The organism is Actinomadura sp. BRA 177 (assembly GCF_013372625.1).
In the GTDB taxonomy this organism is placed as follows: Bacteria; Actinomycetota; Actinomycetes; order Streptosporangiales; family Streptosporangiaceae; genus Spirillospora.
Genome location: NZ_JABXFD010000555.1, coordinates 1 through 26,820, shown reverse-complemented (window position 1 = coordinate 26,820; position 26,820 = coordinate 1). Strand labels below are relative to the sequence as shown.

29 protein-coding genes are annotated in these 26,820 nt (G+C 70.5%); 19 read left to right on the top strand and 10 right to left on the bottom strand.

The genetic code is table 11. The features are described 5' to 3' along the window. The first annotated feature begins 258 nt into the window (after positions 1-258). The 13 genes from HUX53_RS31480 to HUX53_RS31425 all read left to right on the top strand — a co-directional run bounded on the left by HUX53_RS31480 (position 259) and on the right by HUX53_RS31425 (position 13,335). Positions 259-870, top strand: a complete 612-nt coding sequence (locus tag HUX53_RS31480) for a TerB family tellurite resistance protein (RefSeq protein WP_176406850.1) — start codon at positions 259-261, stop codon at positions 868-870. 1 nt (position 871) lies between these two features. Continuing rightward, a complete protein-coding gene (ddaH, locus tag HUX53_RS31475; RefSeq protein WP_176406849.1) occupies positions 872-1,630 on the top strand; it encodes a dimethylargininase in 759 nt (252 codons plus the stop codon). Positions 1,631-1,874: 244 nt separating this feature from the next. After that, complete coding sequence (gene leuA / locus HUX53_RS31470; protein WP_176406848.1) at positions 1,875-3,587, top strand: 2-isopropylmalate synthase; 1,713 nt, start codon at positions 1,875-1,877, stop codon at positions 3,585-3,587. A 33-nt stretch (positions 3,588-3,620) separates the two neighbouring features. Next, positions 3,621-4,631, top strand: coding sequence for a LacI family DNA-binding transcriptional regulator (locus tag HUX53_RS31465; protein WP_176406847.1), 1,011 nt, complete (start codon positions 3,621-3,623; stop codon positions 4,629-4,631). Between the two features lie 181 nt (positions 4,632-4,812). After that, positions 4,813-5,505 carry an ABC transporter substrate-binding protein gene (locus tag HUX53_RS31460; protein WP_176406846.1) on the top strand — a complete coding sequence of 231 codons (693 nt, stop codon included), beginning with the start codon at positions 4,813-4,815 and terminating at the stop codon, positions 5,503-5,505. A 10-nt stretch (positions 5,506-5,515) separates the two neighbouring features. Then, positions 5,516-6,286: a transposase gene (locus HUX53_RS42740; protein ID WP_309237522.1), complete on the top strand. Its 771-nt coding sequence runs from the start codon at positions 5,516-5,518 to the stop codon at positions 6,284-6,286. Between the two features lie 13 nt (positions 6,287-6,299). Beyond that, positions 6,300-6,671: a transposase gene (locus HUX53_RS42735; RefSeq protein WP_309237521.1), complete on the top strand. Its 372-nt coding sequence runs from the start codon at positions 6,300-6,302 to the stop codon at positions 6,669-6,671. 171 nt (positions 6,672-6,842) lie between these two features. Further along, positions 6,843-7,196, top strand: a complete 354-nt coding sequence (locus tag HUX53_RS31450; RefSeq protein WP_176406845.1) for a hypothetical protein — start codon at positions 6,843-6,845, stop codon at positions 7,194-7,196. A gap of 2 nt (positions 7,197-7,198) precedes the next feature. Next, entirely contained in the window at positions 7,199-8,077 is an 879-nt protein-coding gene (locus tag HUX53_RS31445) for a carbohydrate ABC transporter permease (RefSeq protein ID WP_176406844.1), read from the top strand. Between the two features lie 43 nt (positions 8,078-8,120). Next, positions 8,121-9,668, top strand: coding sequence for a glycoside hydrolase family 13 protein (locus tag HUX53_RS31440; protein WP_176406843.1), 1,548 nt, complete (start codon positions 8,121-8,123; stop codon positions 9,666-9,668). A gap of 74 nt (positions 9,669-9,742) precedes the next feature. Next, complete coding sequence (locus HUX53_RS31435; RefSeq protein WP_176406842.1) at positions 9,743-10,888, top strand: discoidin domain-containing protein; 1,146 nt, start codon at positions 9,743-9,745, stop codon at positions 10,886-10,888. 61 nt (positions 10,889-10,949) lie between these two features. Next, positions 10,950-12,269 (top strand): RNA-guided endonuclease TnpB family protein, encoded by a 1,320-nt coding sequence (locus HUX53_RS31430; RefSeq protein ID WP_217920138.1) that lies wholly within the window; start codon positions 10,950-10,952, stop codon positions 12,267-12,269. A gap of 238 nt (positions 12,270-12,507) precedes the next feature. Beyond that, on the top strand, positions 12,508-13,335 hold the full coding sequence (locus HUX53_RS31425; protein WP_217920137.1) for a hypothetical protein: 828 nt from the start codon (positions 12,508-12,510) through the stop codon (positions 13,333-13,335). Positions 13,336-13,401: 66 nt separating this feature from the next. Here the strand turns inward: HUX53_RS31425 and HUX53_RS31420 are convergent, their stop codons facing one another. Both HUX53_RS31420 and HUX53_RS31415 read right to left on the bottom strand, forming a co-directional pair. Then, complete coding sequence (locus HUX53_RS31420) at positions 13,402-13,656, bottom strand: protealysin inhibitor emfourin (protein WP_255205825.1); 255 nt, start codon at positions 13,654-13,656, stop codon at positions 13,402-13,404. A 4-nt stretch (positions 13,657-13,660) separates the two neighbouring features. Next, entirely contained in the window at positions 13,661-14,701 is a 1,041-nt protein-coding gene (locus tag HUX53_RS31415) for a M4 family metallopeptidase (protein WP_176406841.1), read from the bottom strand. A 183-nt stretch (positions 14,702-14,884) separates the two neighbouring features. On the opposite strand from HUX53_RS31415, the gene recO reads away from it, so the two are divergent. Both recO and HUX53_RS31405 read left to right on the top strand, forming a co-directional pair. Next, positions 14,885-15,643, top strand: a complete 759-nt coding sequence (recO, locus tag HUX53_RS31410) for a DNA repair protein RecO (RefSeq protein WP_176406840.1) — start codon at positions 14,885-14,887, stop codon at positions 15,641-15,643. Then, positions 15,640-16,437 (top strand): isoprenyl transferase, encoded by a 798-nt coding sequence (locus HUX53_RS31405; RefSeq protein WP_176406839.1) that lies wholly within the window; start codon positions 15,640-15,642, stop codon positions 16,435-16,437. The genes recO and HUX53_RS31405 overlap by 4 nt, the downstream gene beginning before the upstream one ends. A 3-nt stretch (positions 16,438-16,440) precedes the next feature. Here HUX53_RS31405 and HUX53_RS31400 read toward each other — a convergent pair whose 3' ends face one another. The 7 genes from HUX53_RS31400 to HUX53_RS31370 form a co-directional block, all read right to left on the bottom strand. Further along, a complete protein-coding gene (locus tag HUX53_RS31400; RefSeq protein ID WP_176406838.1) occupies positions 16,441-16,866 on the bottom strand; it encodes an OsmC family protein in 426 nt (141 codons plus the stop codon). 113 nt (positions 16,867-16,979) lie between these two features. After that, positions 16,980-18,593 carry a M4 family metallopeptidase gene (locus tag HUX53_RS31395; protein ID WP_176406837.1) on the bottom strand — a complete coding sequence of 538 codons (1,614 nt, stop codon included), beginning with the start codon at positions 18,591-18,593 and terminating at the stop codon, positions 16,980-16,982. A 179-nt stretch (positions 18,594-18,772) separates the two neighbouring features. Then, positions 18,773-19,159 (bottom strand): Fur family transcriptional regulator, encoded by a 387-nt coding sequence (locus HUX53_RS31390; RefSeq protein ID WP_176406836.1) that lies wholly within the window; start codon positions 19,157-19,159, stop codon positions 18,773-18,775. Next, entirely contained in the window at positions 19,156-20,067 is a 912-nt protein-coding gene (locus HUX53_RS31385; protein WP_176406835.1) for a metal ABC transporter permease, read from the bottom strand. The genes HUX53_RS31390 and HUX53_RS31385 overlap by 4 nt, the downstream gene beginning before the upstream one ends. Further along, positions 20,064-20,777 carry a metal ABC transporter ATP-binding protein gene (locus HUX53_RS31380; protein ID WP_176406834.1) on the bottom strand — a complete coding sequence of 238 codons (714 nt, stop codon included), beginning with the start codon at positions 20,775-20,777 and terminating at the stop codon, positions 20,064-20,066. Before HUX53_RS31380 ends, HUX53_RS31385 begins: the two co-directional genes overlap by 4 nt. Then, positions 20,774-21,724, bottom strand: a complete 951-nt coding sequence (locus HUX53_RS31375) for a metal ABC transporter substrate-binding protein (RefSeq protein WP_309237520.1) — start codon at positions 21,722-21,724, stop codon at positions 20,774-20,776. The genes HUX53_RS31380 and HUX53_RS31375 overlap by 4 nt, the downstream gene beginning before the upstream one ends. 32 nt (positions 21,725-21,756) lie before the next feature. Continuing rightward, positions 21,757-22,065 carry a DUF6703 family protein gene (locus HUX53_RS31370; RefSeq protein WP_176406833.1) on the bottom strand — a complete coding sequence of 103 codons (309 nt, stop codon included), beginning with the start codon at positions 22,063-22,065 and terminating at the stop codon, positions 21,757-21,759. Positions 22,066-22,093: 28 nt separating this feature from the next. Between HUX53_RS31370 and HUX53_RS31365 the strand changes: the two genes are divergently transcribed. The 3 genes from HUX53_RS31365 (at position 22,094) to HUX53_RS31355 (ending at position 25,395) form a co-directional block, all read left to right on the top strand. Next, complete coding sequence (locus HUX53_RS31365; protein ID WP_176406832.1) at positions 22,094-22,378, top strand: antibiotic biosynthesis monooxygenase; 285 nt, start codon at positions 22,094-22,096, stop codon at positions 22,376-22,378. A 175-nt stretch (positions 22,379-22,553) separates the two neighbouring features. Beyond that, complete coding sequence (locus HUX53_RS31360; protein WP_176406831.1) at positions 22,554-23,837, top strand: DUF1906 domain-containing protein; 1,284 nt, start codon at positions 22,554-22,556, stop codon at positions 23,835-23,837. Positions 23,838-24,006: 169 nt separating this feature from the next. After that, positions 24,007-25,395, top strand: a complete 1,389-nt coding sequence (locus HUX53_RS31355) for a glycine--tRNA ligase (protein WP_176406830.1) — start codon at positions 24,007-24,009, stop codon at positions 25,393-25,395. Positions 25,396-25,513: 118 nt separating this feature from the next. Here the strand turns inward: HUX53_RS31355 and HUX53_RS31350 are convergent, their stop codons facing one another. Next, a complete protein-coding gene (locus HUX53_RS31350) occupies positions 25,514-26,188 on the bottom strand; it encodes a hypothetical protein (protein ID WP_176406829.1) in 675 nt (224 codons plus the stop codon). Between the two features lie 299 nt (positions 26,189-26,487). Here HUX53_RS31350 and HUX53_RS31345 point away from each other — a divergent pair, with 299 nt between their 5' ends. Then, on the top strand, positions 26,488-26,781 hold the full coding sequence (locus tag HUX53_RS31345; protein ID WP_176406828.1) for a hypothetical protein: 294 nt from the start codon (positions 26,488-26,490) through the stop codon (positions 26,779-26,781). Positions 26,782-26,820 lie beyond the last annotated feature (39 nt).

Below are 26,820 nucleotides of genomic sequence, written 5' to 3'. Positions count from 1 at the left end.
TAGATGCTGAGTAGGCGTGGGCCTTCCTGCCGCCCGTCGACGGCTATCCGCCGCCGCCCGGCGGGGTCCCCGGGCGGCGGCGGATAGCCGTCGACGGGCGGCAGGAAGGACGGGCGCGAGCGCGCGCGTCCCGCGTCGGAACCGAGGTCACCGGTCATGAACCCAGCGTAAAGGCAGAAGCGGCATTGACCGGGACGGCCACGTCGGTGCCGTCCGGTCGGTACTTTGGACGAAGTCCGTTATGGGAGGAGAACCCCGGTGTTGCTCGTTTTCGGCCTGACGGCGGTGTTCCGTACGGTCAGCGAGGGGACGTTCCACTGCCCGCAGTGCGGCGGCGACCGCGCCTACCGCAGGCGCGCCGGGCGCCGCTGGTTCTCGGTGTTCTTCGTCCCGATGGTGCCGCTGTGGCGGCTCGGCCACGCCGTGGAGTGCCGGACGTGCCGGGGCCGGTTCCCCGTCGCGGCGCTGCGGACGCCGACCGCGCAGCAGATGGCCGAGACCCTCGCGGCGGGCATGCGGGCGGCGGCCGCGCTGGTGCTGCGGGCCGGCGACCCGTCGAACGCGGCCGCGCGCGCCCGCGCGATCGCGACCGTCACCGGGTACGGCGAGCCCGAGTACGACGCGGACGCCGTCAACGCCGACCTCGCGCTGCGCCGCACGTTCCTGGAGCGGGAGGTCGTCCTCGCCGGGGCCCAGCTCGCGGTGGAGGCCAAGGAGTGGTTCCTCGCGCAGGCCGTCCGGATCGGGCTGGCCGACGGGCAGCTCGGCGAGGGCGAGCGGCAGGCCCTGCACGGCATCGCGGACCTGCTCGGCATGTCCCGCGCGTACGCGCTGGGCGTGATCGTGACCACCGAGGGGGCGGCGCGCTGACATGGAACCGACAGGCAGGGCACTCGTCCGCGCCCCCGGGCCGCGGATCGCCGAGGGCATCGTCACCCACGCCGCCCGCCGCCCGGTGGACGCCGCGCTCGCGGCGCGCCAGCACGAGGCGTACGTCGCGGCGCTGAGCGCGGCGGGCTGGCGGGTCCGCGCGGTGCCGCCCGCCGACGACCATCCCGACGCCGTGTTCATCGAGGACGCCCTCGTCGTCGCCGGCGACGTCGCGATCCTCTGCCGGTCGGGGGAGGAGTGCCGCCGGGGCGAGAGCGCGGGCGCGGAGCAGGCGGCGCGCGAGCTGGGCCTGCGCATCGAGCGGATCGAGGCTCCCGGCACCCTGGACGGCGGCGACGTGCTGAGCGTCGGCGACACCGTCTACGTGGGGCGCGGCGCCCGCACGAACGAGGAGGGCATCTGCCAGCTCGCGCACCTGCTGGGCGGGCGGAAGGTCGTCCCGGTGGACACCCGCGGCTGCCTGCACCTGAAGTCGGCCATGACCGCGCTGCCGGACGGCGGCCTGATCGGCATGCCCGACATGGTGGACACGTCGGTGCTGCCGTGCATGCGCGTCGCCCCGGAGCCGTCGGGCGCCCACGTGGTGCTGCTCGGGCCCGGCCACGTCCTGCTGGCGTCCTCGGCGCCGCGCACGGCGGCCCAGCTGGCGGCGGACGGCCTGCGCGTCACGAGCGTCGACATCAGCGAGTTCGAGGCCCTCGACGGCTGTGTGACCTGCCTCTCCGTGCTCGTCCCCTGACCGTGGGCGGGGAATTCCGGCGGCGCCGAGGAGCGTTCCGTGAGACGCGGGAGGCCGCAGTTGTCTCAGTATCCGGACGCGGGTTTCCGTAACCCGGATGCCATCTGTTACGTTGGCAGGCGTGTTGCGTGAGCTGCTCCTCCTTAGCGGCCGCAGCGGGGGCCTGTAGAACAGGTCGGCTCCCTCGCTGCGGGACTTTGACGTGGACGTCGGCCGCAGGGTTCGAGCAGAGAGATCTCAACGGATGTATCCGCAACAGCAGTCTTCCGGCATGCCCTTCCAGCGCTACCGCCCCTTCGCACCGGTCAAGCTGACGGACCGCACCTGGCCCGACCAGGTCATCACCGAGGCCCCGCGCTGGTGCGCGGTCGACCTGCGGGACGGCAACCAGGCGCTGATCGACCCGATGGACGCCCACCGCAAGCTGCAGATGTTCGAGCTGCTGGTACGCATGGGCTACAAGGAGATCGAGGTCGGGTTCCCGGCGGCCAGCCAGACCGACTACGACTTCGTCCGGCAGATCATCGAGGAGGGCCGGGTCCCCGACGACGTGGTGATCCAGGTCCTGACGCAGGCCCGTCCCGAGCTGATCGAGCGCACCTTCGAGTCGGTGCGCGGCGCCAAGCAGGCGATCGTCCACCTGTACAACTCGACCAGCACGCTGCAGCGCCGCGTCGTGTTCGGGCAGGACACCGACGGCATCACCGCGATCGCCGTCGAGGGCGCCAAGCTGTGCGCCAAGCTCGCCGAGGACATGGGCGACACCGAGATCTACTTCCAGTACTCGCCCGAGTCGTTCACCGGCACCGAGCTGGAGTACGCCGTTGAGGTCTGCAACGCCGTCAACGACGTGTGGAAGCCGACCCCGGACCGCAAGGTCATCGTCAACCTGCCGGCGACGGTCGAGATGGCGACGCCGAACGTGTACGCCGACCAGATCGAGTGGATGAACCGGAACCTGGCCTACCGGGACTCGGTCATCCTGTCGCTGCACCCGCACAACGACCGCGGCACCGCCGTCGCCGCCGCCGAGCTGGGCTACATGGCGGGCGCCGACCGCATCGAGGGCTGCCTGTTCGGCAACGGCGAGCGCACCGGCAACGTCTGCCTGGTCACCCTCGGCCTGAACCTGTTCACGCAGGGCGTCGACCCGCAGATCGACTTCTCCGACATCGACGAGATCCGCCGGACCGTCGAGTACTGCAACCAGTTGCCCGTCCACGAGCGGCACCCCTACGGCGGCGACCTGGTCTACACCGCGTTCTCCGGCTCCCACCAGGACGCCATCAACAAGGGCTTCGACCACCTGCGGCGGGACGCCGAGGCCGCCGGGACGACGGTGGACGCGCACCGCTGGGAGGTCCCGTACCTGCCGATCGACCCGCACGACGTCGGCCGGACGTACGAGGCCGTCATCCGGGTCAACAGCCAGTCCGGCAAGGGCGGCGTCGCCTACGTCATGAAGACCGAGCACTCCCTGGAGCTGCCGCGCCGGCTGCAGATCGAGTTCTCCCGGGTCGTGCAGGAGCACACCGACAGCGAGGGCGGCGAGGTCACGCCCGAGCGCATGTGGGAGATCTTCCAGGCCGAGTTCCTGGGCAACGGCCCGCGCGCCGGGCTGCTGGCGCACCGCGCCACGTCCCGCGTGGACGAGAAGGACGCGCTCGCCTGCGACGTCCGGATCGACGGCGAGATCCGCGAGATCGAGGGCGTCGGCAACGGCCCGGTCTCGGCGTTCGAGGACGCGCTCGCCACGGTCGGGATCAACGTGCGGGTGCTGGACTACGCCGAGCACGCGATGAGCGCCGGCGGCGACGCCCGCGCCGCCGCCTACGTCGAGTGCGACGTGAACGGCGCGACGGTGTGGGGCGCCGGCATCGACGGCAACATCGTCACCGCGTCGCTCAAGGCCATCCTGTCCGCCGTGAACCGGGTGTCCCGCGCGCAAGAAGCGTAAGCCGTTTGCGCGATCACGCCGTATAGTTGCGGCATGACACGTCGACTGGCCGAGGTCGCCAAGAAGGTCGGGGTCAGCGAGGCCACCGTCAGCCGGGTCCTGAACGGCAAGCCCGGGGTCTCGGACGCGACCCGCGCGGCCGTCCTCACCGCCCTCGACGTGCTCGGCTACGAGCGCCCCACCCAGCTGCGGGGCGAGCGGGCCCGGCTGGTCGGCCTCGTGCTGCCCGAGCTCGGCAACCCGATCTTCCCCGCGCTGGCCGAGGTCGTCGGCGGCGCCCTCGCCCAGCGCGGGTTCACGCCGGTGCTGTGCACGCTCACCCCGGGCGGCCTGTCGGAGGCCGACTACGTCGAGATGCTCCTGCAGCAGCAGGCGTCCGGCATCGTCTTCGCCGGCGGGCTGTACGCCGAGGCCGACGCGCCGCACGACCACTACCACCGGCTGCTCGACGTCCGGCTGCCCGTCGTGCTGGTCAACGCGGCCAGCGAGAAGCTCAGCTTCCCGCAGGTCTCCACCGACGACGCGGTGGCCGCCGAGCAGGCGTTCGCGCACCTGCTGTCCCTCGGGCACGAGCGGATCGGGGTCGTCCTCGGCCCCGCCGACCACGTCCCGTCCAGCCGCAAGCTCGCCGCCGTCCGCGCCGCCGCCGAACGCGCGGGCGCCGAGCTGCCGGACGCCTGGATCAGGCGCAGCATGTTCTCCCTGGAGGGCGGGCAGGCCGTCACCGGGCGGCTGATCCGGGACGGCGTCACCGGCCTCATCTGCGCCAGCGACCCGCTCGCCCTCGGCGTCATCCGCGCGGTCCGGCGGCTCGGCATGTCGGTGCCCGGCGACGTTTCGGTCGTCGGTTACGACGACTCGGCGTTCATGAATTGCGTGAACCCGCCGCTCACCACCGTCCGGCAGCCGATCGAGGCCATCGGCCGCGCGGCGGTGACGCTGCTGGTGAACCAGGTGGAAGGCGGCTCGGTGACCGCCGAGGAGTTGCTGTACGAGCCGGAACTGGTCGTCCGCGCCTCCACCGCGCCCGTGCGCGCCGCCTGACTTCGGACCGTCCGAAAGCCGCCCTCACGCAGGGCGGCTTTCGTCTTTCCGACCTCGGTTTACGTCCGGGACCGGTCACATTGTCGAGTTCTTGCGCATCTTAATTCAGCTATTGCATTGAGTTGTTGGTCTATGTATGTTCCTCGCAATTGGCCGACCCGACGGCCCAGGAGGAACCCCCATGAGATCCCGGATACTCGCCACCCTGCTCACCGCCGTTCTCGGCGCGACCGCCGCCGGCTGCGGCGGGGACGGCGCAGGCGGCACGGACGGCGCGCCCCTGGACGCCGGCACCAAGGTGTCGGTCACGGTCGGCTGCATGCCGGCCAAGAGCCAGGAGGCGCAGCGCAAGGAGTGGAACGAGGACGTCGCCGCGTTCCAGAAGCTGCACCCCAACATCACGATCGAGGGCAAGGACGCCTTCCCCTGCATCGACCCGCAGACGTTCCAGGCGAAGCTCGCCGGCGGGCAGATGGAGGACGTCTTCTACGTCTACTTCACCGACGTCCAGAACATCGTCCGGCACGGCCAGGTCGCCGACCTGACCCCGTACATCGGCCAGGTGAAGCAGTACAAGAACCTCGACCCGACCGTGGCGAAGGTGTTCAAGGAGGGCGGCAAGGTGTACGGGCTGCCCCGGCAGAACTACACGATGGGCCTGTTCTACAACCGGAAGCTGTTCACGAAGGCCGGCCTGAACCCGGACGCGCCGCCGAAGACCTGGGCCGAGGTCCGCGACGCCGCCAAGAAGATCAGCGCGCTCGGCGACGGCGTCGTCGGCTACGCCGAGCTCAGCTCCAAGAACCAGGGCGGCTGGCACTTCACTCCGAACGGCTTTCGAGGTGCGACCATGATAGCTGTATGTAACTGGTAAACTCCCCTCCGTGAAGTTGGTGGTGCAGATCAAACTGATGCCAACGCCCGATCAAGCGGAGGCGCTGGCGGCGACCTTGCATGTCTGCAACATGGCCGCGGACTTCGTGTCGCGGGACGCTTTTCAGCGGCGAGTGTTCTCTCGCGTCGGGCTACAGAAGCTCCTTTACAGAGACGTGAAGGCGCTAGGGCTGTCGGCACAGCCCGCTATCCACGTGATCCGCAAGGCTGCGGACGCCTACGCGACGCTACGCGCCCAGATGGAGGCGGGACTGCTGGGCGGGGCAAGGTCGGTGCGCAGGACCAAGGCCGAGAGTAAACCGATCACCTTTCGCCCCGATGCCGCGCAGGCGTTTGATGACCGGTGTTTGTCGTGGCAGATGGACGCGCGGACGGTGTCAATTTGGACCACTGGCGGCCGGATGAGGGATCTCGCCTTCGCTGGTGAGCCGTCCCAGCTCAAGACGCTGGCCGACCATCGCAAGGGCGAGAGTGATCTGGTGCGCCGCGACGGCAAGTGGTTCCTTCTCGCTACATGTGAGGTACCTGAGGCGCCACTGAACCACGACCCTGTCGACTGGGTTGGGGTTGACCGGGGTATCGCCAACCTGGCGACTACCTCCGACGGCGACAACTACCAGGGCCGAGGGCTGCAGCGGTACCGGCGGCGCATGGCTCGAGTCCGTGCCGAGCTGCAGGCCAAGGGCACCAAGTCCGCTAGACGCAAGCTCAAGCAGCGGGCGCGCCGGGAGTCCCGACACGCCCGCTCACACGAACCATAAGATCGCTAAGACGATGGTGGCCGATGCCCAACGCACCGGACGCGGCATCGCCCTGGAAGACCTCCAGGGCATCCGTGACCGGGTCCGGCTCAAGCGGCACCAGCGGGCCACCCTGTCGTCCTGGCCGTTCCACCAGCTCGGCGAGTTCATCGCCTACAAGGCCCGGCGTGTCGGCGTGCCCGTCCTTGAGGTGGATCCGGCCTACACCTCCCAGAGATGTCCGCGGTGCGGACACGTCTGCCGCAAGAACCGTCCCACCCGGGACGACTTCAAGTGCGTGGTCTGCGGGCTCGCTGGCCCGGCCGACCACATCGCCGCCGTGAACGTCGCGAGACGTGCACGAACGGCGTGGGCGTTCGTCAGCACGCCTGATGCGGCCGCGTAACCGTCCTCTAGTCAGGGGCAGTCACGAGCTGCAAGCCAGCCAATAGGGCCGGTGGTTGACCTTCACGAACTTCGGCGACGTGGCCTGCGTTCAGCGGGTTCTGTCGCTTACCTGCACCGAACCGGTCGACGTGACTGATGCTGTGTTGATCTCGCTGATACCGGAGTCGAGATGAACGGAACTCCGGCAGCGGCGCGTTGGCCTGTCCCTCCTGCAAGCTCCTCCGTCGAACTGCACGGGCGGCGGCGCTGGAGCGGCTGGGCTGATCCGCCGGATCAGGGCATCACGATGCCGAAGACGAAGCTAATCCTGCTCGTCATGCCACCTCTGCACATCATCATGACGATGCAGGTGTTCTACGCGCCGCTCCTGCCCACCGGCGGCGGCTCTGAGGACGCCACCGTCACTTACTTGGTTGTGCGAGCACGTTCCCATTTCCACAGGGCGCTCGGGCTGATGCTCATGCTCGTCCTGATGGTGTTCTCCGTCATCTACCTGCGCGTCTCGCGCGAGGAAGCGAGGTAGCGATGTCGGAGACCCGGACGCTCGTCTCGCCGCACACCCTCGGCACCCGGCGCGGGAAGGCCGTCTACTGGACGGTGTTCGGCACCGTCTTCGTGACGTTCACGTTCGTGTTCGTCTTCCCGCTCTACTGGATGGTCACCGGTGCGATGAAGTCGCCGGACGAGCTGGCCGACGTCCCGCCGAGCGTGTTCCCGCACAGTATCGACCTGAGCGGGTACCGGGAGGCGTGGCGGCAGCTCGACCTCGGCAAGTACCTGTGGAACACGACCCTCTACGCGTTCGGGGCGTGGCTGTTCACGCTCGGCGTGGACGTCACCGCCGCGTACGCGCTGTCGAAGCTGCGGCCGCTGCTCGGGAAGGCGATCCTCGGCGGGATGCTGGCGACGCTGATGATCCCGCCGATGGTGATCCTGCTCCCCGCCTACCTGACCGTGAAGGACCTGCCGATCTTCCACGTCAACCTGCTGAACACCCCGTGGGCGATCTGGCTGCCGGCCGCCGCGAACGCGTTCAACATCTTCCTGCTCAAGCGGTTCTTCGACTCGATCCCGACCGAACTGCTGGACGCCGCGGAGGTGGACGGCGCCTCGCCCGCCCGGATCCTGTGGTCGATCGTGCTGCCGGTGTCCCGGCCGATCCTCGGCGTCGTGTCGATCTTCACCGTGGTGAACGTGTGGCGCGACTTCGTCTGGCCGCTGCTCGTGCTCCCCGACACCGACCGCAAGACGATCAGCGTGGCGATCTCGTCCCTCGCCGTCCAGGTCCCGCAGAACGTGCTGATCGGCTCGCTGGTGATCGCGAGCGTGCCCACCATCCTCGTCTTCTTCGTCTTCCAGCGGCACATCATGGCCGGTCTCACGGCGGGCGGGCTGAAGGGCTGACCCCCTTCCCCGTCCCGCACTTTCTCTCTAAGGAGTTGTTCGCATGCCCGGAACATGGTGGCGCGGCGCGGTGATCTACCAGGTCTACCCGCGCAGTTTCGCGGACGGCAACGGCGACGGCGCCGGCGACCTCGCCGGCCTGCGCGACCGGCTGCCCTACCTCGCCCGGCTCGGCGTGGACGCGCTGTGGCTGAACCCGTGGTACCCGTCGCCGATGGCGGACGGCGGCTACGACGTCGCCGACTACCGGGACGTCGCCGCGGTGTTCGGCACGCTCGCCGAGGCCGAGGCGCTGATCGGCGAGGCGCACGCCGCCGGGTTGCGGATCATCCTGGACGTGGTGCCGAACCACTCCTCGCACGAGTCGGCCTGGTTCCGGGAGGCGGTCGCCGCCGGGCCCGGCTCGCCGGAGCGGGAGCGGTTCTGGTTCCGTCCCGGCAGGGACGGCGGGCCGCCCAACGACTGGCAGTCGATCTTCGGCGGGCCGGCGTGGAGCCGCGTCCCGGACGGCGAGTGGTACCTGCACCTCTTCGCGCCCGAGCAGCCCGACTTCAACTGGACGAGCCCCGACGTCGTCAACGATTTCCACGACGTCCTGCGGTTCTGGTTCGAGCGGGGCGTGGACGGCATCCGCATCGACTCCGCCGCCCTCCTGGTGAAGGACCCCGACGCCGAGCCGGACGGCCTGGACCCGTTCACCGACCGGGACGGCGTCCACGAGATCTACCGGGGCTGGCGGAAGGTCACCGACGCCTACCCGGACCGGATGCTCGTCGGCGAAGTGTGGCTGCCCGACCAGGAGCGCTTCGCCCGCTACCTGCGCCCGGACGAGATGCACACCGCGTTCAACTTCGACTTCCTGAACTGCGCCCTCGAACCGGAGGCGCTGCGGAAGGTGATCGACACGACCCTCGCGACGCACATCCCGCTCGGCGCGCCGCCCACGTGGGTGCTGTCGAACCATGACGTCGTCCGGCCCGTGACGCGGTACGGGCGCGCCGGCACCTCGTTCGACCTGCAGGACCGGCAGCACGGCGCGCCCACCGACCGGGTGCTCGGGCTGCGCCGCGCGCGGGCGGCGGCCCTCCTCGCGATGGCGCTGCCGGGCGCCGTCTACATCTACCAGGGCGAGGAACTCGGCCTGCCGGAGGTCGAGGACCTCCCGGACGACCTGCGCCAGGACCCCATCTGGGCCCGCTCCGGGCACACCGACCCCGGCCGCGACGGCTGCCGCGTCCCGTTCCCCTGGTCGGGGGACGAGCCGCCGTTCGGGTTCGGCGGCGGCGACCCGTGGCTCCCGCAGCCGCCCGACTGGAAGACCCTCACCGTCGAGGCGCAGGACGCCGACCCCGGCTCGATGCTCAACCTCTACCGGGACGCCCTGGCGCTCCGCCGCGAGCACCTCGGCGACGGCTCCCTCACCTGGCTCCCCTCAGCGGACGGCGTCCTGGCGTTCCGCCGCGACTCCGGCCTGACCTGCGTGATCAACCTCGGCGCCGAGCCGGTGCCGGTCACCGGCGAGGTCCTCCTCGCCAGCGGCCCGCTGCAGGACGGCCTGCTCCCGCCCGACACGGCCGCCTGGCTCCGCTAGCCCCCCAGTCTCTGCCGCTCCTCCCAGGCAGGTGCCCACCCCCCCGCATTCACCGACAGGGAGAAGTACCAGCAATGAGATCGAAGTCCCTCCGCATCCTGCTGGCCGCGGTGCTGGCCGCGGCCGGGCTCATGGGCCCGGCGGCGCCGCCCGCGGCGGCGGCCGAAACGAACCTGGCCACGGGAAAGACCGTGTCCGTGAGCAGTTCCAACGGCCAGTACGTCGCGTCCAACGTCAACGACGGGAACCAGGCCACCTACTGGGAGAGCGCGAACAACGCCTTTCCGCAGTGGATCCGGGTCGATCTCGGTGCTTCCGTCGACACGAACAAGGTCGTCCTGAAGCTCCCGACGGCGAACTGGGGGAGCCGCACCCAGACGCTGTCCGTGCAGGGCAGCACGGACGGGACGACCTACACCGACCTCGTCGGCTCCGGCGGCCGCGTCTTCGACCCGTCCGCCAACAACACGGTGACGCTGACGTATTCGGCGAAGCTCACTCGCTACCTGCGGGTCCGCGTCACCGCCAACACGGGATGGCCCGCCGGGCAGCTCTCGGAGCTGGAGATCTACGGGCCGTCCACCGGGGACCAGACGCCGCCGACCGCGCCGTCCGGGCTTGCGTTCAGCGAGCCGTCCGCCGGGAAGATCCGCCTGACGTGGAACGCCGCGTCGGACGCGGTGGGTGTGACCGGGTACGACATCTACGCCAACGGTGAGAAGCGCGCGAGTGTCCCGGGCGACGTCCTCACCTACACCGACAGCCAGCCGGCGACGGCGACCGTCTCGTACTACGTGCGGGCGAGGGATGCGGCGGGCAACCTCTCGTCCAACAGCAACGTCGTGACCAGGCAGGGCCAGGGCGGTGGGACGAACCTCGCCGCCGGGAAGCCGATCACCGCGTCGTCGCACGTGTTCACGTTCGTCGACACCAACGCCAACGACAACGACGTGGCGACGTACTGGGAGTCGGGCTCGGGCGCCTACCCGGCCACGCTCACCGTCAACCTGGGTGCCAAGGCCGACCTGACGTTCGTCGTGGTGAAGCTGAACCCGGACGCGGCGTGGGCGACGCGCACGCAGACGATCGAGGTGCTCGGACGCAGCAGCCCGAAGGGGTCGTTCACGACGATCAAGCCGTCCGCCACCTACACGTTCAACCCGCACAGCGGGAACACCGTCACGTGCAGGTGGCCGACACCGCCGTCGACAAGCCAATGAAGTTCAGCTCCGGTATTCAACACAGTTCTGGAAGCATAAAGCGATGGTATGCTCACTTACCGTGAGCGATGAAGCCATGGTCAAGCGGCAGTTTGGGCACCGGGTCCGCCTGGTGCTGCCACCTGACCAAGTGGCCGCGCTGAACGCTCAGGCGCATGCCGCGCGGGCGCTGTGGAATCTTCTGCACGACTGGTGGACCATGATGCCTAGGCGACTCCGGTCGCTGGCGGCAGCCGAGGCGGCGATCCGCCAGGCCCGAAGCGACATCGACTGGCTCGCCGTCCTGCCTGCCCAGGCTGCGCAGGCAGTGTTGAAGACCTACATGAAAGCGTGGCGCAACTGCTGGGAGGGCCGCGCGGAGGCGCCTGCCTTTAAGGCTCGGCTCCGCACTGTGATGAGTGTGGACATCCCCCAGGGCCGGGACCTGCACGTAAAGCGGGTGCACCGCCGGTGGGGAATGGTCAACATCCCTAAAATGGGCCGGGTCCGGTTTCGTTGGACCAAGAACCTCCCGGTTGGCAAGCACGCGAACACCGGCAACCGGATCACCGGCGCACGACTGGTCAAGGACGCACTCGGCTGGCACCTCGCCTTCCGGATCCAGGTGCTGGAGGTCGAGCCTGAGCCGCATGCGGGCCCAGAGGTTGGAATTGACGTCGGAGTCAATATCTCGCTCGCCCTGTCTGACGGCAATCACCACAGTCATGGCCGCCCGGCACGTACCAAAGACGCTCGCACCGACCGCGACAAATGGCTGAACGACAACGAGAAAGCTCGACTGCTGGAGTTGGAGTGCCGGGCCGCGCACCGCAAGAGTTTCGGCAAGCCTGGCCAGGGAACCTCCCGCCGCTTGCAGCGAACCTATGACCAGATCGCCCGGCTACGCGCGAGAGCCAAGCGCCGCGCCGTCGACTGGCAGCACAAGACCACCACACTCCTCGCCGACCAGTACAGCGTGATCGTGGTGGAAGACCTGCACATTCCCGCCATGGTTGCCTCTGCCCGTGGCACACTCCAGGAGCCTGGTCGCAACGTCGCGCAGAAGGCAGGGCTGAATCGCTCCATCACCCAGGAGGCATGGGGCCGCACGCTCGTGATGCTGACTTACAAGACTGCCCAGCGTGGCGGGGCACTGCGCAAGGTGCCCGCTCCCGGTACCTCGCTGCGCTGCTCGGCGTGTGGGTTGACCTCCCCAGGCAGCCGACGGAGCCAGGCTAGATTCGCGTGCAAGAACACCGGCTGCGGCTGGGAAGGCAACGCCGACCACAACGCCGCCCGTAACATCTTGCACCTGTATCAGACGGGCCACCCGCTCGTCCCGGCTGCCGGGAGGGCAGTCGTCAGGCGCGCTCGCCGCGTCAAGCCCGCCACTGCAAGGTAGGCGGGAATCTCCTAGCTTTACTGGGAGAACACTCCAAGGAAAGGCGGTCAAGGTCGTCGGGGCGGGCCCGTGGTTCACCCGGCTCCGCACGCCGCCGAACCAGCAGAACACCGACGCGGGATTCCGGACGGAGGCGTCCGCCAACGGGTCGACGTTCTCCGGATTCGGGTTCTTCGGCAACTACACGTCCCGTATCGACGGGCCCGGAAAGGTGTTCGACTTCTCCAACGTCAGCGACATGACGATCGACGACATCTGGGCCGAGCACGTCGTCTGCCTGTTCTGGGGCACCAACGTCGACGATTCCACGATCAAGAACACCCGTATCCGGGACACGTGGGCGGACGGCCTCAACTTCACCAACGGCAGCAGCGGAAACCACGTCGCGAACGTCGAGACCCGCACCACCGGTGACGACAGCTTCGCGCTGTTCCCCGCGATCGACAACCACAACGAGCAGGAGACCGGCAACGTCTTCGAGGACCTCACGTCCCTGCTGACCTGGCGTGCCGCCGGCCTCGCCGTCTATGGAGGGGGCGGCAACACTTTCCGCAACATCCACATCGCCGACACGCTCGTCTACTCCGGGATCACCATCGGCACGCTGCAGTTCGGCGGCATTCCCGCCCTCGGCTTCGAGTCGACCCCGCAGACGAAGTTCGAGAACATCTCCCTCGTCCGGGACGGCGGCCATTTCTGGGGGCAGCAGACGTTCCCGGCCCTGTGGCTGTTCTCGGGAGAATTCCCGTTCCGCGGTCTACGCATCAGCGACGTCGACATCGTCGACCCGACCTACTCCGGAATCATGTTCCAGACGAAGTACACCGGAGGGCAGCCGCTCAACCCGATCACCGACACCGTCCTGACGAACGTCAGCATCTCCGGCGCGCGCAAGAGCGGTGACGAGTTCGACGCCAAGTCCGGCTTCGGAATCTGGGTCAACGAGCAGCCCGAAGCCGGCCAGGGCCCGGCCGTCGGCTCGGTGACCTTCAACGGCCTGGACCTGCACGACAACTACCAGGACATCAAGAACACCACCACCACGTTCACCATCAACCGCAACTGACCGGGGACCGGGGACCGCGGGCGTTGGGAGGCGCCCGCGGTCCCTGCCCGCGGTCCCTGCCCGCCGTCAGCGGGCGCGGCCGAGGACGTGGTGGACGAGTTCGCGGAGGGGGCCGTGGAGCTGGGCCTCGCCGACGGTCGTGCTGTCGCCGTCGATGTCGATCTCGTACAGGAACTGATCGGGGATTCGGCCCGGTGGCGGCACCGTTTTCAGGTCCACGCGGTGGACGAGCCTCGTCAGCATGGGGTCGCTGGCGCTGTCGGACTCGGCGCGCCGCTCGATCCCCGCGAACCCTCCGCTGCGGACGATTGTCACTTTCACTGCGCTATCCGTTCGCCTCCATGGGGACGCCTACCCCCGTCCAGGCTCGGTTCACCGCCTTGGTCTCGACCGCGTCGGCGCCGTACAGGCGGGTCGCGGTCTGGGCGGTCGCGGCGGCGAAGGCGGCGAAGTCGGCGTCGGCGGGCAGGGCGCCGCCGGTGAGCGTGTCGTACCAGACGCGCCCGGCCCTCTCCCACGCGTTGCCGCCGATGGCGGTGGCGGCGAGGTAGAAGGCGTGGTTGGGGATGCCCGAGTTGATGTGGACGCCGCCGTTGTCGCGGTAGGTCTCGACGTAGTGGTCCATGTGGGCGGGCTGCGGGTCCTTGCCGAGGCGGGGGTCGTCGTAGGCGGTGCCGGGCTCCTTCATCGAGCGGAGCGCGACGCCGTCGACGCCCTCGGCGAGCAGGCCCTGCCCGATGAGCCAGTCGGCCTGGTCGGCGGTCTGCCCGAGATGCCACTGCTTGATGAGCGAGCCGAACACGTCCGACAAGGACTCGTTGAGGGCGCCCGCCTGGGCGTAGTACTCCAGGTTCGCGGTGTGCTGCGTGACGCCGTGGCAGAGCTCGTGCCCGGTGACGTCGAGGCAGCCGGTGAACGAGGTGAACAGGACGCCGTCGCCGTCCCCGTACACCATCTGCTCGCCGTTCCAGAACGCGTTGTCGTACTTGTCGCCGTAATGGACGGTCGACACCATGCGCAGCCCGGCGCCGTCGATCGAGTTGCGGCGGTACGCGGCCTCGAAGAAGTCGAACGTCGCGCCGAGCCAGTCGTAGGCCTGGTCGGCCGCCTCGTCGCCGCAGGCGGCGGCGCCCTCGGCGCGGACCGTGCGGCCGGGCAGCTGCTCGCCGTTCCCGGCGTCGCCGATCGTCCGGTCGGGGACGAAGTCCTCGGACGGGGCGGGGGCCCCGGCCGCGGTCGTCTTCCGGTCGGCGAACTGCGCGGAGGTGAGCGCCAGCGTACGGCGGGCGCGGGCGCGGAGCGCCGGGTCATCGGCGCCGCGGGCGATCCGCTCCAGCATGTGCGGTGGCACGATGTGGCATCTCATGCCCCAACGCTGCCAGCTCGCTGTGGTTCAGGCCACAACTTTCGGCAGGACGCCGCGGCCGAATCCGGTCACGGTATGTGATGGTTGCGACGCGCAGCGATACCGTCCGGGTGACTTGTGCAAATCCTGGGGAGATGCCCGGCCACCGCCGAGGCATCGGGCGGCGTACGCCAGAATGAACGGGTGACCCTCTACCGCGACGAAGGCATCGTCCTGCGCACCCAGAAGCTGGGCGAGGCCGATCGCATCGTGACGGTGCTGACCCGGCGGACCGGCCGGATCCGCGCCGCGGCGAAGGGGGTCCGCAAGACCAGGTCCCGGTTCGGCGCGCGGCTGGAGCCGTTCACGCACGTGGACCTCCAGCTGTACGAGCGGCGGTCCCTCGACCTGATCACGCAGGCCGAGACGCTGCGCCCGTACGGGGAGGCCCTGGTCAGCGACTACCCCCGCTACACGGCGGGGACGGCGATGCTGGAGACGGCGGAGAAGCTGACGAGCGAGGAGGGCGAGCCCGCGCTGCGGCAGTTCCTGCTGCTGGTCGGCGGGCTGCGCACGCTCGCCGAGCGGAGCCACGACCCGCGGCTCGTCCTGGACGCGTTCCTGCTGCGCTCGCTGTCGGTCGCCGGCTGGGCGCCCGCGCTGGACGCGTGCTGCCGCTGCGGCACCCGCGGCGGGCTGCGCGGGTTCGCCATCGCGGCGGGCGGCGCCATCTGCGCGAACTGCCGGCAGCCGGGCGCCGCGACCCCGGCGCCGCCGACGTTCGCGCTGATGCTGGCGCTGCTGCGCGGCGACTGGGAGTACGCCGACGCCAGCGACCAGCGGCACCGGTCCGAGACCAGCGGCCTGGTCGCCGCCTACCTCCAGTGGCATCTGGAGCACGGCATCCGCTCGCTCCGCCATGTGGAGCGGGACACCGACGACACCGACAGGGAGCGAGTTTGAGCAGGGCCGTATCGCCGCCGGAGCCGCACCGGGACGGCGCCGTCCCGCCCCCGATCCCCGCGGACCTCGTGCCCCGGCACGTCGCCATCGTCATGGACGGCAACGGCCGCTGGGCGAAGGAGCGCGGGCTGCCGCGCACCGAGGGGCACCAGCGCGGCGAGGACTCGCTCTTCGACGTGATCATGGGCGCGATCGAGCTGGGCGTCCCCTACCTGTCGGCGTACGCGTTCTCCACCGAGAACTGGAAGCGGTCGCCGGACGAGGTGCGCTTCCTCATGGGCTTCAACCGGGACGTGATCCGCCGCCGCCGCGACCAGCTCCACTCGATGGGCGTCCGCGTCCGCTGGGCGGGCCGCCGGCCGCGGCTGTGGCGCAGCGTGATCAAGGAGCTGGAGACGGCCGAGGAGATGACCCGCGGCAACGACGTCCTCACCCTGCAGTTCTGCGTGAACTACGGCGGCCGGGCCGAGATCGCGGACGCGGCCGCGGCGATCGCCCGCGACGTCCGGGACGGCAAGCTCAACCCCGACAAGATCAGCGAGAAGGTCTTCGCCCGCTACCTGGACGAGCCCGGCATCCCGGACGTCGACCTGTTCCTGCGCTCGTCGGGGGAGCAGCGCACGTCCAACTTCCTGCTCTGGCAGTCGGCGTACGCGGAGATGGTCTTCCTCGACACGCTCTGGCCCGACTTCGACCGCCGCCACCTGTGGCACGCCTGCGAGCTCTACGCGTCCAGGGACCGCCGGTACGGCGGCGCGATCCCCAACAAGGTGGAACCCGCCGCCGCCGGCTGACCCTCAGGCGAGGGCCGCGTCCAGGGTGATGGTGGTGCCCGCGAGGGCCTTGCTGACCGGGCAGCCGGCCTTGGCGTCCTGGGCGAACTTCTCGAAGTCGGCCGCGGACAGGCCGGGCACGCTCGCCCGGACGGTCAGGTGGACGCCGGTGATGCCCTCACCCGGCTGGAACGTGACCTCCGCCTTGGTGTCCACCTTCTCCGGCGGCGAACCGGCGCCGGCGAGGGCGTGCGAGAGCGCCATCGAGTAGCAGGTGGAGTGCGCGGCGGCGATGAGCTCCTCCGGGCTGGTCTTCCCCCCCGGCTCCTCGGACCGCGCCGGCCAGGTCACGTCGTAGGTGCCGAGCTTCGAGGAGTCCAGCGAGACGGTGCCCTGGCCCTCGATGAGCGAGCCTTCCCAGTGTGCGTTTGCGGTACGTGTCGTAGCCATGCCCATGATTGTTCACCATGGCCGCGTCCGGTGGATCATCAACCCGGTAAAGCCCCGCGCCCGCGCGGCACATCGGAACGCGGGCGCGGGGCCGTCTCCCCGGAACGGGAGTCCTAGTTGACGTTCACCGCGGACCAGGCGGCGGCCACCGTGCTGTACTGCGTGCTGCCCGCGCCGTAGAGGTCCGTCGCCGCGTTCAGGGTCGCGGTGCGCGCGCCCTGGTAGTTGGTCGAGGACGTCATGTACGTGGTCAGCGCCCGGTACCAGATCTTCGTGGCGGCGTCCCGGCCGATGCCGGTGATCGTGGAGCCGTTGGACGTGGGGCTGTTGTAGGAGACGCCGTTGATCGTCTTCGCGCCGCTGCCCTCGGACAGCAGGTAGTAGAAGTGGTTCGCGACGCCCGAGGAGTAGTGCACGTCGAGGTTCTTGGTGCTGGACGACCAGGAGTCGGCCGAGTTGCCGTCCCGGCTGGGCCGGTCCATGAACCGCAGCGCGGGCTGCCCGAGGCCGGGCAGCGCGACCTCCTCGCCGACCAGGTAGTCGCCGACGTCGTTGGCGTTGTCGGCGTAGAACTCGACGGCGGCGGCCATGATGTCGGACGTCGCCTCGTTCAGCCCGCCGGACTCCCCGGAGTAGGTGAGGTTCGCGGTGGAGCTGGTGACGCCGTGGCTCATCTCGTGCGCGGCCACGTCCAGGGACGTGAGCGGGCCGAGCTGGACGCCGTCACCGTCGCCGTAGGTCATGCAGAAGCACGAGTCGTCCCAGAACGCGTTGGCGTAGCCGTCGCCGTAGTGGACGCGGTTGTAGGACCCCTTGCCGTCGCCGGCGATGCCGGTGCGGCCGAAGACGTTCTTGTAGAAGTCCCACGTCATGTCGGTGCCGAACTGGGCGTCGACGGCGACGGTGGCGCGGTCGGACGTCGTCCCGCTGCCCCAGTGGTTGTCGGCGTCGGTGAAGAGCGTGGCGGGGGCGCGCCGGAAGCACCAGATGAGGAAGCAGAGGTCGGTCTCGTTCTCGGCGTCGCCGGTGTAGGTGTTGCCCCGCGACGGGTCCTTCAGCTGGAAGGTGCTGCCGGATTTGGTGGTGTTCAGCGGGACGGTCCCGGTGTACAGCGACTTGCCGTCGCCGGCCTCGGTGTGGATCGTCTCCTCGCGGAGCAGGACCTTGCCGGTCGCGGCGTCCACGGACGTGAAGACGCGGCTCGGCGTCCCGTCGGCCTGCTTGCCGACCGTCTGGATGCGCCAGGCGAGGCGCGGCTGGTGGTCGGCGGTGCGCGCCTCGACGACGAGCGCGGGGGAGCCCTCCGCCTTGCGGTGCTTGGTGACGGCGCGCTTCTTGGCGGTCTTGGCGGAGACCTCCGGGCTGGCGTCGGCCGGTGCCTTGGCGAGCGTGCCGCTGCTGCCGCGCCACGTGCCGGACGCCGACTGGTGGACGACGACGTCGCCGCCCAGCACCGGCAGGCCGTCGTAGGTGCGGGTCATCCGGGTGTGGGAGGTGCCGTCCCGGTCCATCGCGACCCGGACGACCTTGAACGCCTGCCCGTCCCCGGCCCGGACCTCGGGGCCGCGCGCGGTGAGCGCGTGGAGCGCGCGCTCCGCGGCCTTCTGCGGGGTCGGCGGGGAAGGCGCCTGCTGCGCGGAGGCCGGTACGGCGGTGCCGGCGGTCGCGAGCAGGGTCGCCGAGGCCAGGAGCACGGTCCTTCGGCTGGTGAACGCCCGTCTGGTCATGAACGCCCTCTCGTGCGGGCGCCACGCACCCCCGGGGGCCCGCGGTCGGGCCTGCCGTGGCGACGGGACATTTATGACATATAGCTACTCGCAAGTAGATGTCACAATTTGCCAAGGATTGCCTACAGTGCGTGTGAAGTGCGCGCCTTGCCGGTTCGCCGCGCGTGGTTACCCGCCGGTCAGCGGGCCCTGGCCGTGCAGTCCGGGCACGTCCCGAAGACCTCGACGGTGTGCGTTATGCCGGTGAAGCCGTGCTCGGCGGCGATCGCGTCGGCCCAGCGCTCCACGGCCGGGCCCTCGACCTCGACCGTCCGGCCGCAGTCGCGGCAGACCAGGTGGTGGTGGTGCTCCTCGGTCCGGCAGGCGCGGTAGACGGCCTCGCCCTCGTCGGTGCGCAGCACGTCGACCTCGCCCGCGTCGCTGAGCGCCTGCAGCGCCCGGTAGACGGTGGTCAGGCCGATCTTGGAGCCGTCGGCGCGCAGGTCGGCATAGATGTCCTGCGCGCTCCGGAATCCCTCGGAGCCGGCCAGCACCTGCCGTACCGCGTCCCGGCGGGCCGTCGTCATCCTCCAAGCACCTCCGCCTCGGCATCCACGCGCGCGTCCGCACCGGAACCGGCGTGCGCGGCCTCTCCCGCCGCGTCCTCCGCCGTGCCGGCGCGGGCGCGCCTGCGGCGCACCACCGAGCCCCCGGCGACCGCGACCGCGAACACCGCGAGGGCCAGCAGCACGATCGAGGGGCCTGGAGGCAGATCGTACTCGAAGGACCCGGCGAGGCCCGAAACGGCCGACACCACCCCGATCCCCATCGCGGCCAGCATCGTCCCCCAGAAGCCGCGGGTGAGCTGCTGCGCCGCCGCCACCGGGACGATCATCAGCGCGCTGACCAGCAGCAGCCCGATCGCGCGCATCGAGATCACCACGGTCACCGCGGCGGTCGCGGCGATCAGCACGCTGAGGAACCGGACCGGCAGGCCCGCCGCCCGCGCGACCTCCTCGTCCTGGCACAGCAGGAACAGCTCGCGGCCGAACAGCGCGATGATCGCGAGGACGGCGGCGGCGAGCCCCGCGACCACGTACAGGTCGGTCACGGTCACGCTGCTGATCGAGCCGAACAGGTAGGACTGGAGGGTCGCCGACCCGCCGCCGTTGGCGTTCGTGAGGATCACGCCGCCGGCCAGGCCGCCGTAGAACAGCAGGGCGAGCGCGACGTCCCCGCCGCTGCGGCTGCGGGCCCGCAGCACCTCGATCGCCACCGCGCCGAGCACCGACACGACGAGCGCGCCGAGGACGGGGGAGGTACTGGTGAGCAGCCCCAGGCCGATGCCGGTCAGCGCGATGTGGCCGATGCCATCGCCGAGCAGCGAGAGCTTGCGCTGCACGAGGAACGTCCCCACGGCCGGGGCGGTCAGCCCGATCAGCACCGCCATCACCAGGGCGACGCGCATGAAGTCGTACTGAAGCATCTCGCTCACGCGGTCCTTCTCACGCTCTCGCGGGCCGTCTCGTGGACGACGCGGCCGTGGCCCAGTTCGATCGTGCGGGTGACGAGCGGCTCCATCGGGCCGAGTTCGTGCGCGACGAGGACCACCGTGCGGCCGTCTCCGGCAAGCTCGTGCAGGGTGGAGGCGAGCGCCGCCTGGTTGCGCACGTCCACGCCGGCGGTCGGCTCGTCCAGCACGAACACGTCGGGCTCCCCGGCGAGGGCGCGGGCGATCAGCACCCGCTGCTGCTGGCCGCCCGACAGCAGGTGCGCCGAGTCGCGGGCCCGCTCGGTGAGCCCGACCGTCCGCAGCGCGCGGTCGACGGCGGCGCGGTCGGCCGCCCGGTCGGTGAACAGGGCGGGCAGCATGCGCGACCGCCGGGCCGTCCGCCCGGACGCCACGACCTCCCGGACGGTCGCCGGGACGCCGCCGCCCATCGGCAGCCGCTGCGGGACGTACCCGATCCGGTTCCACGCGCGGAACCGGGCCGGCGGCTCGCCGTAGATCTCCGTCCGCCCGGCGCTCAGCGGGACCAGCCCGAGCAGGGCCTTGACCAGCGTGGACTTGCCCGCGCCGTTCGGCCCGAGGACCGCCAGCACGTCGCCCGCGCCGACCCGCAGGTCGATGCCCGCGAGCACCTCGCGGCCGTCCCGCCGGACGCCGCCGCCGGTCATCGCGAACGGCGGAGCCGTGTCGGTCATGAGCACTCCAGGGCCGGACGCAGGGTCCGCAGGTTCCGTTGCATGATCGTCATGTAGTCGTCGGGCGAGCCGTCCTCGATGCCCTCCACCGGGTCGAGCACGGCCGTCCGCGCGCCGGCCTCGCGGGCCAGCGCCTCGGCGGTCTTCGGGCTCACCAGCGTCTCGGTGAACACCGTCGTCGCGTCGGTGGCGGACACCAGCCGGGTCAGCTCGGCCAGCCGCTTCGGCGACGGCCCGCCGGACGGGTCGACCCCGGAGACCGGGATCTGCCGCAGCCCGTAGCGGTCCGCCAGATAACCGAACGCCGCGTGCGCGGTGATGATTTCCCGGCGCGCGCAGTTCTTCAGGCCGTCCTGGAAGGAGCGGTCGAGCCGGGTCAGTTCATTGGCCGTGGCCCCGGCGCGCCGCCGGTAGCCGTCCGCGTGGCCGGGGTCGGCGGCGGCCAGCCGCTCGCCGAGCGCGGTCGCGACGGTCGCCATGCGGCTCGGGTCGAGCCAGATGTGCGGGTCGTAGGACGCCTCGCGGTGGCGGACGCCGTCGTGCGCCTCCTCGTCGTCGGTTTCGCCCGGCGGCGGCAGCGTCTTCACCACCGAGGCGGCGTCGAGCGATCCGCCCTTGGCGTGCTTGCCGACGGCGTCGTCCACGGCGGGCTGGACGCCCTTGACGTAGACGGTGAAGCCCGCATCCTCGATGTTGGCGACCTGCCGGGCCGTCAGTTCCAGGTCGTGCGGCTCGGTCCCGGGCCTGGTGAGCGTCCGGACGAAGACGTCGTCCCCGCCGACTCTCTCCACCAGCCACGCCATGGGATAGATCGACGCGACCACGGCGGTCTTGCCGGGCGGGACGTCGGCGCCCGCACCGGCGCAGCCCGTCAGTCCCGCGGCGAGCCCGGCCAGCGCCAGGGCGGCCGCCGGGAGGGCGCGCAGGGAGTCGCGGACGCGGGGCACACGGCGATTATGGACGAAGATGAAAACGGTTGTCAAAACCGGCCGATGCCGCGCCCCAGGGCGAAACCGACCAGGACCGCCAGCGCGACGACCCGCAGCAGCCGTCCCGAACCGCCCAGCTCGGGCCAGTTGAGGTAGGCGAACCAGGCCAGCGCGACGGCGAGGACGAGCAGCCCGGCCGCGGCGACCCAGCCCGTCCCGGCCATGCCGACCACCAGCAGCAGGAACACCGCGACGAGCAGCACCCACCGCGGCAGCCGGTGCAGGAACACCACCGCCGCCGCGCTCCGCCGCTCGATCGCCGCCCGCAGCCCGCTCCCGCGCTCACCCTTCGTCTCCACGTGCCCCAAGGTAATGCAGGATGGACGAATGATCGCGATAACCCGGTACCGGGTGCCGGACGAGGAGGCCGACGGCTTCGCCAAGGCGATGACCGGCGTATTGGCGGCGCTGTCCACGAGCCCCGGCTTCCACTCCGGCCGCCTGGCCCGGACCGTGGACGACCCCGGCCTCTGGGCGCTCGTCACCGAATGGGACGGCGCCGGCCACTACCGGCGGGCCCTGGGCGTGTACGAGGTGAGACTCCAGTTCATGCCCCTGGCCGTGTGGGCCGTCGACGAACCAGGCGCCTACGAGGTCGTCACCTCCGCCTGAACGCCCGTTCACTTGCGCCGTGTTGCCCTTATCCGCGCCGCCATAAGGGCAACACGCCGCAAATCAACGGGGAGGGCAAGTGGGGGGCAAGAAGCGTCCTCGTCCGGTTTCGGTGGGCGCCTCCATGGTCATCTCTGCCCCTACATGATCACGCGTGGGTCTCGGGGGAGATGTGATGCGCCATGCCGTCCTGTTCAGCGTGCTTTCCGGGGCGGCGGCGGTCGCGCCCGTCCTCGCCGTCCTCGGGACGGACTCCGCGCGGCTCGCGTCCCGTCCGGCCGCCGCGCTGACGGCGGGCGGCGGGCCGCGGGTCGTCGAGTACCGGGGGCTGCGCGTCCCCGTCCCGGCGGGGTGGGCGGTCCACCGGCTCGACGCGGACCCGGCCCGATGCGTCCGCTATGACCGGCATGCCGTCTACCTCGGGCGTCCCGGGCCGCAGCCCGACTGCCCGGCCCGCGTCGTCGGACGCACCGAGGCCGTCCACATCGAGCCCGCCGGGGACGGTCGCAGCGCGCGGACGGTCGTGCACGCCGACAAGCTCGCGAGCCTCACCGTCGCGCCGAACGCCGACCACGAGACGCGGCTCACCCTCCCGGAGGCCGGGGTCACGATCACCGGCGTCTACGGGACGGACCCGGCGCGGCTCCAGCGGATGCTGCGCGGCACCAGGCTTTCGGCGAAATGGACCGCCGCGCCGCGCAGGCCCGTCCCATCCAGTCCGGACGTCCGCCGGGAGGCACCCGCCAACGGTTCGGTGCCGGACGCCGACATGGACCGTCCATGGGTGCGCGGCAAGGGATTCGACACGTGCACGGCGCCGTCGCTCGCCACCATGAAGGCGTGGCGGCCGTCCTTCAAGGTCACCAACATCTACATCGGCGGCGCGGCGCGCGGCTGCGCGCAGCCGAACCTCTCCGCGTCCTGGGTGAAGCAGGTCCGTGAGATGGGCTACCGCATCACGCCCACCTACGTCGGCCTGCAGGCGCCGTGCGGCAGCCGCCCGCAGCGCTTCACCCGCAAGAACGCCGCGAAGCAGGGCGCGAAGGCCGCCGTGGACGCCGCCCGCAAGGCCAAGGCGCTCGGCATCCCGGAGGGCGCGCCGATCTACTTCGACATGGAGGCGTACAACAGCAAGAAGAAGGCGTGCAAGGCCGCCGTCCTGCAGTTCGTCGACAAATGGGTGGAGCGCCTGACGGACGAGGGGTACATCCCGTGCCTCTACAGCAGCGCGAAGTCCGGCATCCGGGACGTCGGCTGGGCCACCGGCATCAGCAAGCCCGCCGGCATCTGGTTCGCCAACTGGAACGGCAAGGCGTCGGTCTACAACGACCCGTACCTGCCGGACCGCTGGTGGTCCCCGCACCGCCGCATCAAGCAGTACCGGGGCGGCCACAAGGAGAAGCACGGCGGCGTCACGCTCAACATCGACAGCAACATCGTGGACGGACGCGTCTACTAGCGCTTTCCAGCCCGCCAGGTGCCCTAAGCTGGGGAACGCTCTCCGGCGCCGGCGACGACCGCGCCGGAGCTCATCACCGGGGATCACACTCGCCGCCGCCCGCCGCTCCGCGCGGGGCCCGGGGGCGCACTCACTGTCCCGCCGACCGCCAGCCGGATGGAGAAGATACATGGCACGCCGTTCCGATGTGCTGGACACGATCGTCAATCTCGCCAAGCGGCGGGGCCTGGTCTACCCGTCGAGCGAGATCTACGGCGGACTCCGCGCGTCCTGGGACTACGGGCCGCTCGGCGTCGAGCTGAAGAACAACGTCAAGCGCCAGTGGTGGAAGTCCATGGTGCAGGGCCGCGACGACATCGTCGGCCTCGACTCGTGCGTCATCCTGGCGCGCGAGGTCTGGGAGGCCAGCGGCCACGTCCAGGCGTTCGTCGACCCGCTCACCGAGTGCCAGTCCTGCCACAAGCGCTTCCGGGCCGACCACCTGGAGGAGGCCTACGAGGAGAAGCACGGCCGGGCCCCGGCCGGCGGCCTCGCCGACGTCTCCTGCCCCAACTGCGGGGTCAAGGGCTCCTTCACCGAGCCGAAGATGTTCAACGGCCTGCTCAAGACCTACCTCGGCCCCGTCGAGGACGAGTCCGGCCTCGCCTACCTGCGGCCCGAGACCGCGCAGGGCATCTTCATCAACTACCTGAACGTCCAGCAGTCCGCGCGCCGCAAGGTGCCGTTCGGCATCGGGCAGATCGGCAAGTCGTTCCGCAACGAGATCACGCCCGGCAACTTCATCTTCCGGACCCGCGAGTTCGAGCAGATGGAGATGGAGTTCTTCGTCAAGCCCGGCAGCGACGAGGAATGGCACCAGTACTGGATCGACGAGCGCATGCAGTGGTACGTCGACCTCGGCATCCGCAAGGAGAACCTGCGGCTCTACGAGCACCCGCAGGAGAAGCTGTCGCACTACTCCAAGCGCACCGTCGACGTGGAGTACAAGTTCGACTTCGTCGGCAGCGAGTGGGGCGAGCTGGAGGGCATCGCCAACCGCACCGACTACGACCTGACGACGCACTCCAAGGCGTCCGGCGCCGACCTGTCGTTCTTCGACCAGGAGTCCGGCGAGCGGTTCGTCCCGTACGTGGTCGAGCCCGCGGCGGGCGTCGACCGCTGCACGCTCACCTTCATGATCGACGCCTACGCCGAGGACGAGGCGCCCAACGCCAAGGGCAAGCTGGAGAAGCGCACCGTCATGCGGCTCGACCGGCGGCTCGCCCCGGTCAAGGTCGCCGTGCTGCCGCTGTCGCGCAACGCCGACCTGTCCCCGAAGGCCCGCGACCTCGCCGCGCGGCTGCGCAGGAACTGGAACGTCGACTTCGACGACGCCGGCGCCATCGGCCGCCGCTACCGCCGCCAGGACGAGATCGGCACCCCGTTCTGCGTCACCGTCGACTTCGACACCCTGGAGGACGACGCGGTGACCGTCCGGGAGCGCGACACGATGAGCCAGGAGCGCATCGCGATCAGCCAGGTCGAGTCGTTCCTCGCGGCGCAGCTCATCGGCTGCTGACCACCGGTCCGGCGGGGAAGACCGCTGCGGGCCGCCCCCGTGTGCTGGGGGCGGCCCGCTTCTCGTGGGAGCACCTCGTGGGAGCGTGTCCTCGGTTGGGAGCGATTCTCGGGGAGCGTCAGCCCGTGATGTAGAGGGCCTGGTCGTAGGTGCCGGATCCGGCGGTGGTCTCGCCGCGCAGCGCGTAGGTCGCACTGACCGTCGCGGTGCCCGGGCAGAGGAAGCTGCCGCCGGTCTTGCTGACCTGGGCGTTCTGCACGCCGACCTGGGCGTCGCTGCTGCTCGTGTCCGGACGGGAGGCGTTGTCGCCGTTGTAGCCGTTGGCGGTGAGGTTGCCGCCGAACTCGCAGGTGATGCCACCGAACAGGTTCACGACGGCTCTGACCTTGAAGTTGGCGATGGTGACGGCCGCGTCGCGACCGCTCGTGTGGCCGGAGTCGTAGCTGACGGTACCGCCCGTCCACGGCAGGTTCAGTGCGGTGATCGTAGAGCTGGTGCTGCCGGAGCAGGGGCCGCCTCCGGCGCCGCTGAAGGTCGCCGAGGCGATGTTGAGGTTCGTGCCGTCGGAGTTGATGGAGCCGGTCATCGTCGACTCGCTGCACGATCCGCTGCCGATCGACGTGGAGACCGTCGCGGTGCCGAGCAGTGAGGCCTGGACGTTGCCGGAGTAGGCGCCGGCCGTGGTCGAGCCCTGGCGGATGGTCGTTCCCGCGGCGTACGCGGGGGCGACCCCCGCGGCGAGGACGGCCAGCGCGGCGGTCCCGATGATCGCGGTCTGTCTAATACGTGCCACCGGAGACTCCTCTGTCCGGTTCGGGGTGGGCATACGCGAAAGTAATTCGCGTTGACGCGTCCGGCAATGGCCAGCGGCCGATTGCGGCCTGGCCGGATTGGGACACCATCCAGTGTCTGCTGGTAAGGCCGCATGCGGACGCCTCGGTGATGTGATTGTCGCGGTGGGTAACCTTGACGGGATTTTGCTTCTGTGTTTCCGCCGGTGAACGCCGAAGGGCGTCTCCGGCCCGGAGAACCTGGGCTAGGTTGGCGGGGATGGTCTGCCGGACGGCACGCTCGATGACCGGGGAGGGTGGCATGCGCGACTCGCGGCATCCCGTCCTGCCCGCCGTCCGCACGCTGCTCGCGGGCCCGTCCGCCGCCCGGCTGCTCGTCGTCGTGCTCGGCCTGCTCGGCTTCGTCGTCGGCCCGGTCGGCGCCGGAGCGCACGCCGGAGCGTCCGCCACCGGGGTGGTCTCCGGTGTCCGGACCGTCCCCGCGCAGCAGGCGCCCACCCGCCCGAGGACGTCCGCCAAGTCGCGGACGGCCGGGAACGCCCGGGCCGTCATCGCCGCCGTCGCGCGGCACGCCGCCGCGCGACGGCGGCGCTGACGGCCCCGTCCCTTATACACATCTCCGCGCCCCAGAGAA

What these genes read in the sequence shown, in the direction of transcription:
- leuA (WP_176406848.1), top strand. Translation starts at nt 1,875, where the DNA reads ATGTATCCGCAACAGCAGTCTTCCGGCATGCCCTTCCAGCGCTACCGC.
- HUX53_RS31425 (WP_217920137.1), top strand. Translation starts at nt 12,508, where the DNA reads ATGACGATCGACGACATCTGGGCCGAGCACGTCGTCTGCCTGTTCTGG.
- HUX53_RS31460 (WP_176406846.1), top strand. Translation starts at nt 4,813, where the DNA reads ATGAGATCCCGGATACTCGCCACCCTGCTCACCGCCGTTCTCGGCGCG.
- HUX53_RS31355 (WP_176406830.1), top strand. Translation starts at nt 24,007, where the DNA reads ATGGCACGCCGTTCCGATGTGCTGGACACGATCGTCAATCTCGCCAAG.
- ddaH (WP_176406849.1), top strand. Translation starts at nt 872, where the DNA reads ATGGAACCGACAGGCAGGGCACTCGTCCGCGCCCCCGGGCCGCGGATC.
- HUX53_RS31390 (WP_176406836.1), bottom strand. Translation starts at nt 19,159, where the DNA reads ATGACGACGGCCCGCCGGGACGCGGTACGGCAGGTGCTGGCCGGCTCC.
- HUX53_RS31395 (WP_176406837.1), bottom strand. Translation starts at nt 18,593, where the DNA reads ATGACCAGACGGGCGTTCACCAGCCGAAGGACCGTGCTCCTGGCCTCG.
- HUX53_RS31435 (WP_176406842.1), top strand. Translation starts at nt 9,743, where the DNA reads ATGAGATCGAAGTCCCTCCGCATCCTGCTGGCCGCGGTGCTGGCCGCG.
- HUX53_RS42735 (WP_309237521.1), top strand. Translation starts at nt 6,300, where the DNA reads ATGGTGGCCGATGCCCAACGCACCGGACGCGGCATCGCCCTGGAAGAC.
- HUX53_RS31365 (WP_176406832.1), top strand. Translation starts at nt 22,094, where the DNA reads ATGATCGCGATAACCCGGTACCGGGTGCCGGACGAGGAGGCCGACGGC.
- HUX53_RS31445 (WP_176406844.1), top strand. Translation starts at nt 7,199, where the DNA reads ATGTCGGAGACCCGGACGCTCGTCTCGCCGCACACCCTCGGCACCCGG.
- HUX53_RS31400 (WP_176406838.1), bottom strand. Translation starts at nt 16,866, where the DNA reads ATGGCTACGACACGTACCGCAAACGCACACTGGGAAGGCTCGCTCATC.
- HUX53_RS31440 (WP_176406843.1), top strand. Translation starts at nt 8,121, where the DNA reads ATGCCCGGAACATGGTGGCGCGGCGCGGTGATCTACCAGGTCTACCCG.
- HUX53_RS31450 (WP_176406845.1), top strand. Translation starts at nt 6,843, where the DNA reads ATGAACGGAACTCCGGCAGCGGCGCGTTGGCCTGTCCCTCCTGCAAGC.
- HUX53_RS31465 (WP_176406847.1), top strand. Translation starts at nt 3,621, where the DNA reads ATGACACGTCGACTGGCCGAGGTCGCCAAGAAGGTCGGGGTCAGCGAG.
- HUX53_RS31345 (WP_176406828.1), top strand. Translation starts at nt 26,488, where the DNA reads ATGCGCGACTCGCGGCATCCCGTCCTGCCCGCCGTCCGCACGCTGCTC.
- HUX53_RS31360 (WP_176406831.1), top strand. Translation starts at nt 22,554, where the DNA reads ATGCGCCATGCCGTCCTGTTCAGCGTGCTTTCCGGGGCGGCGGCGGTC.
- HUX53_RS31415 (WP_176406841.1), bottom strand. Translation starts at nt 14,701, where the DNA reads ATGAGATGCCACATCGTGCCACCGCACATGCTGGAGCGGATCGCCCGC.
- HUX53_RS31380 (WP_176406834.1), bottom strand. Translation starts at nt 20,777, where the DNA reads ATGACCGACACGGCTCCGCCGTTCGCGATGACCGGCGGCGGCGTCCGG.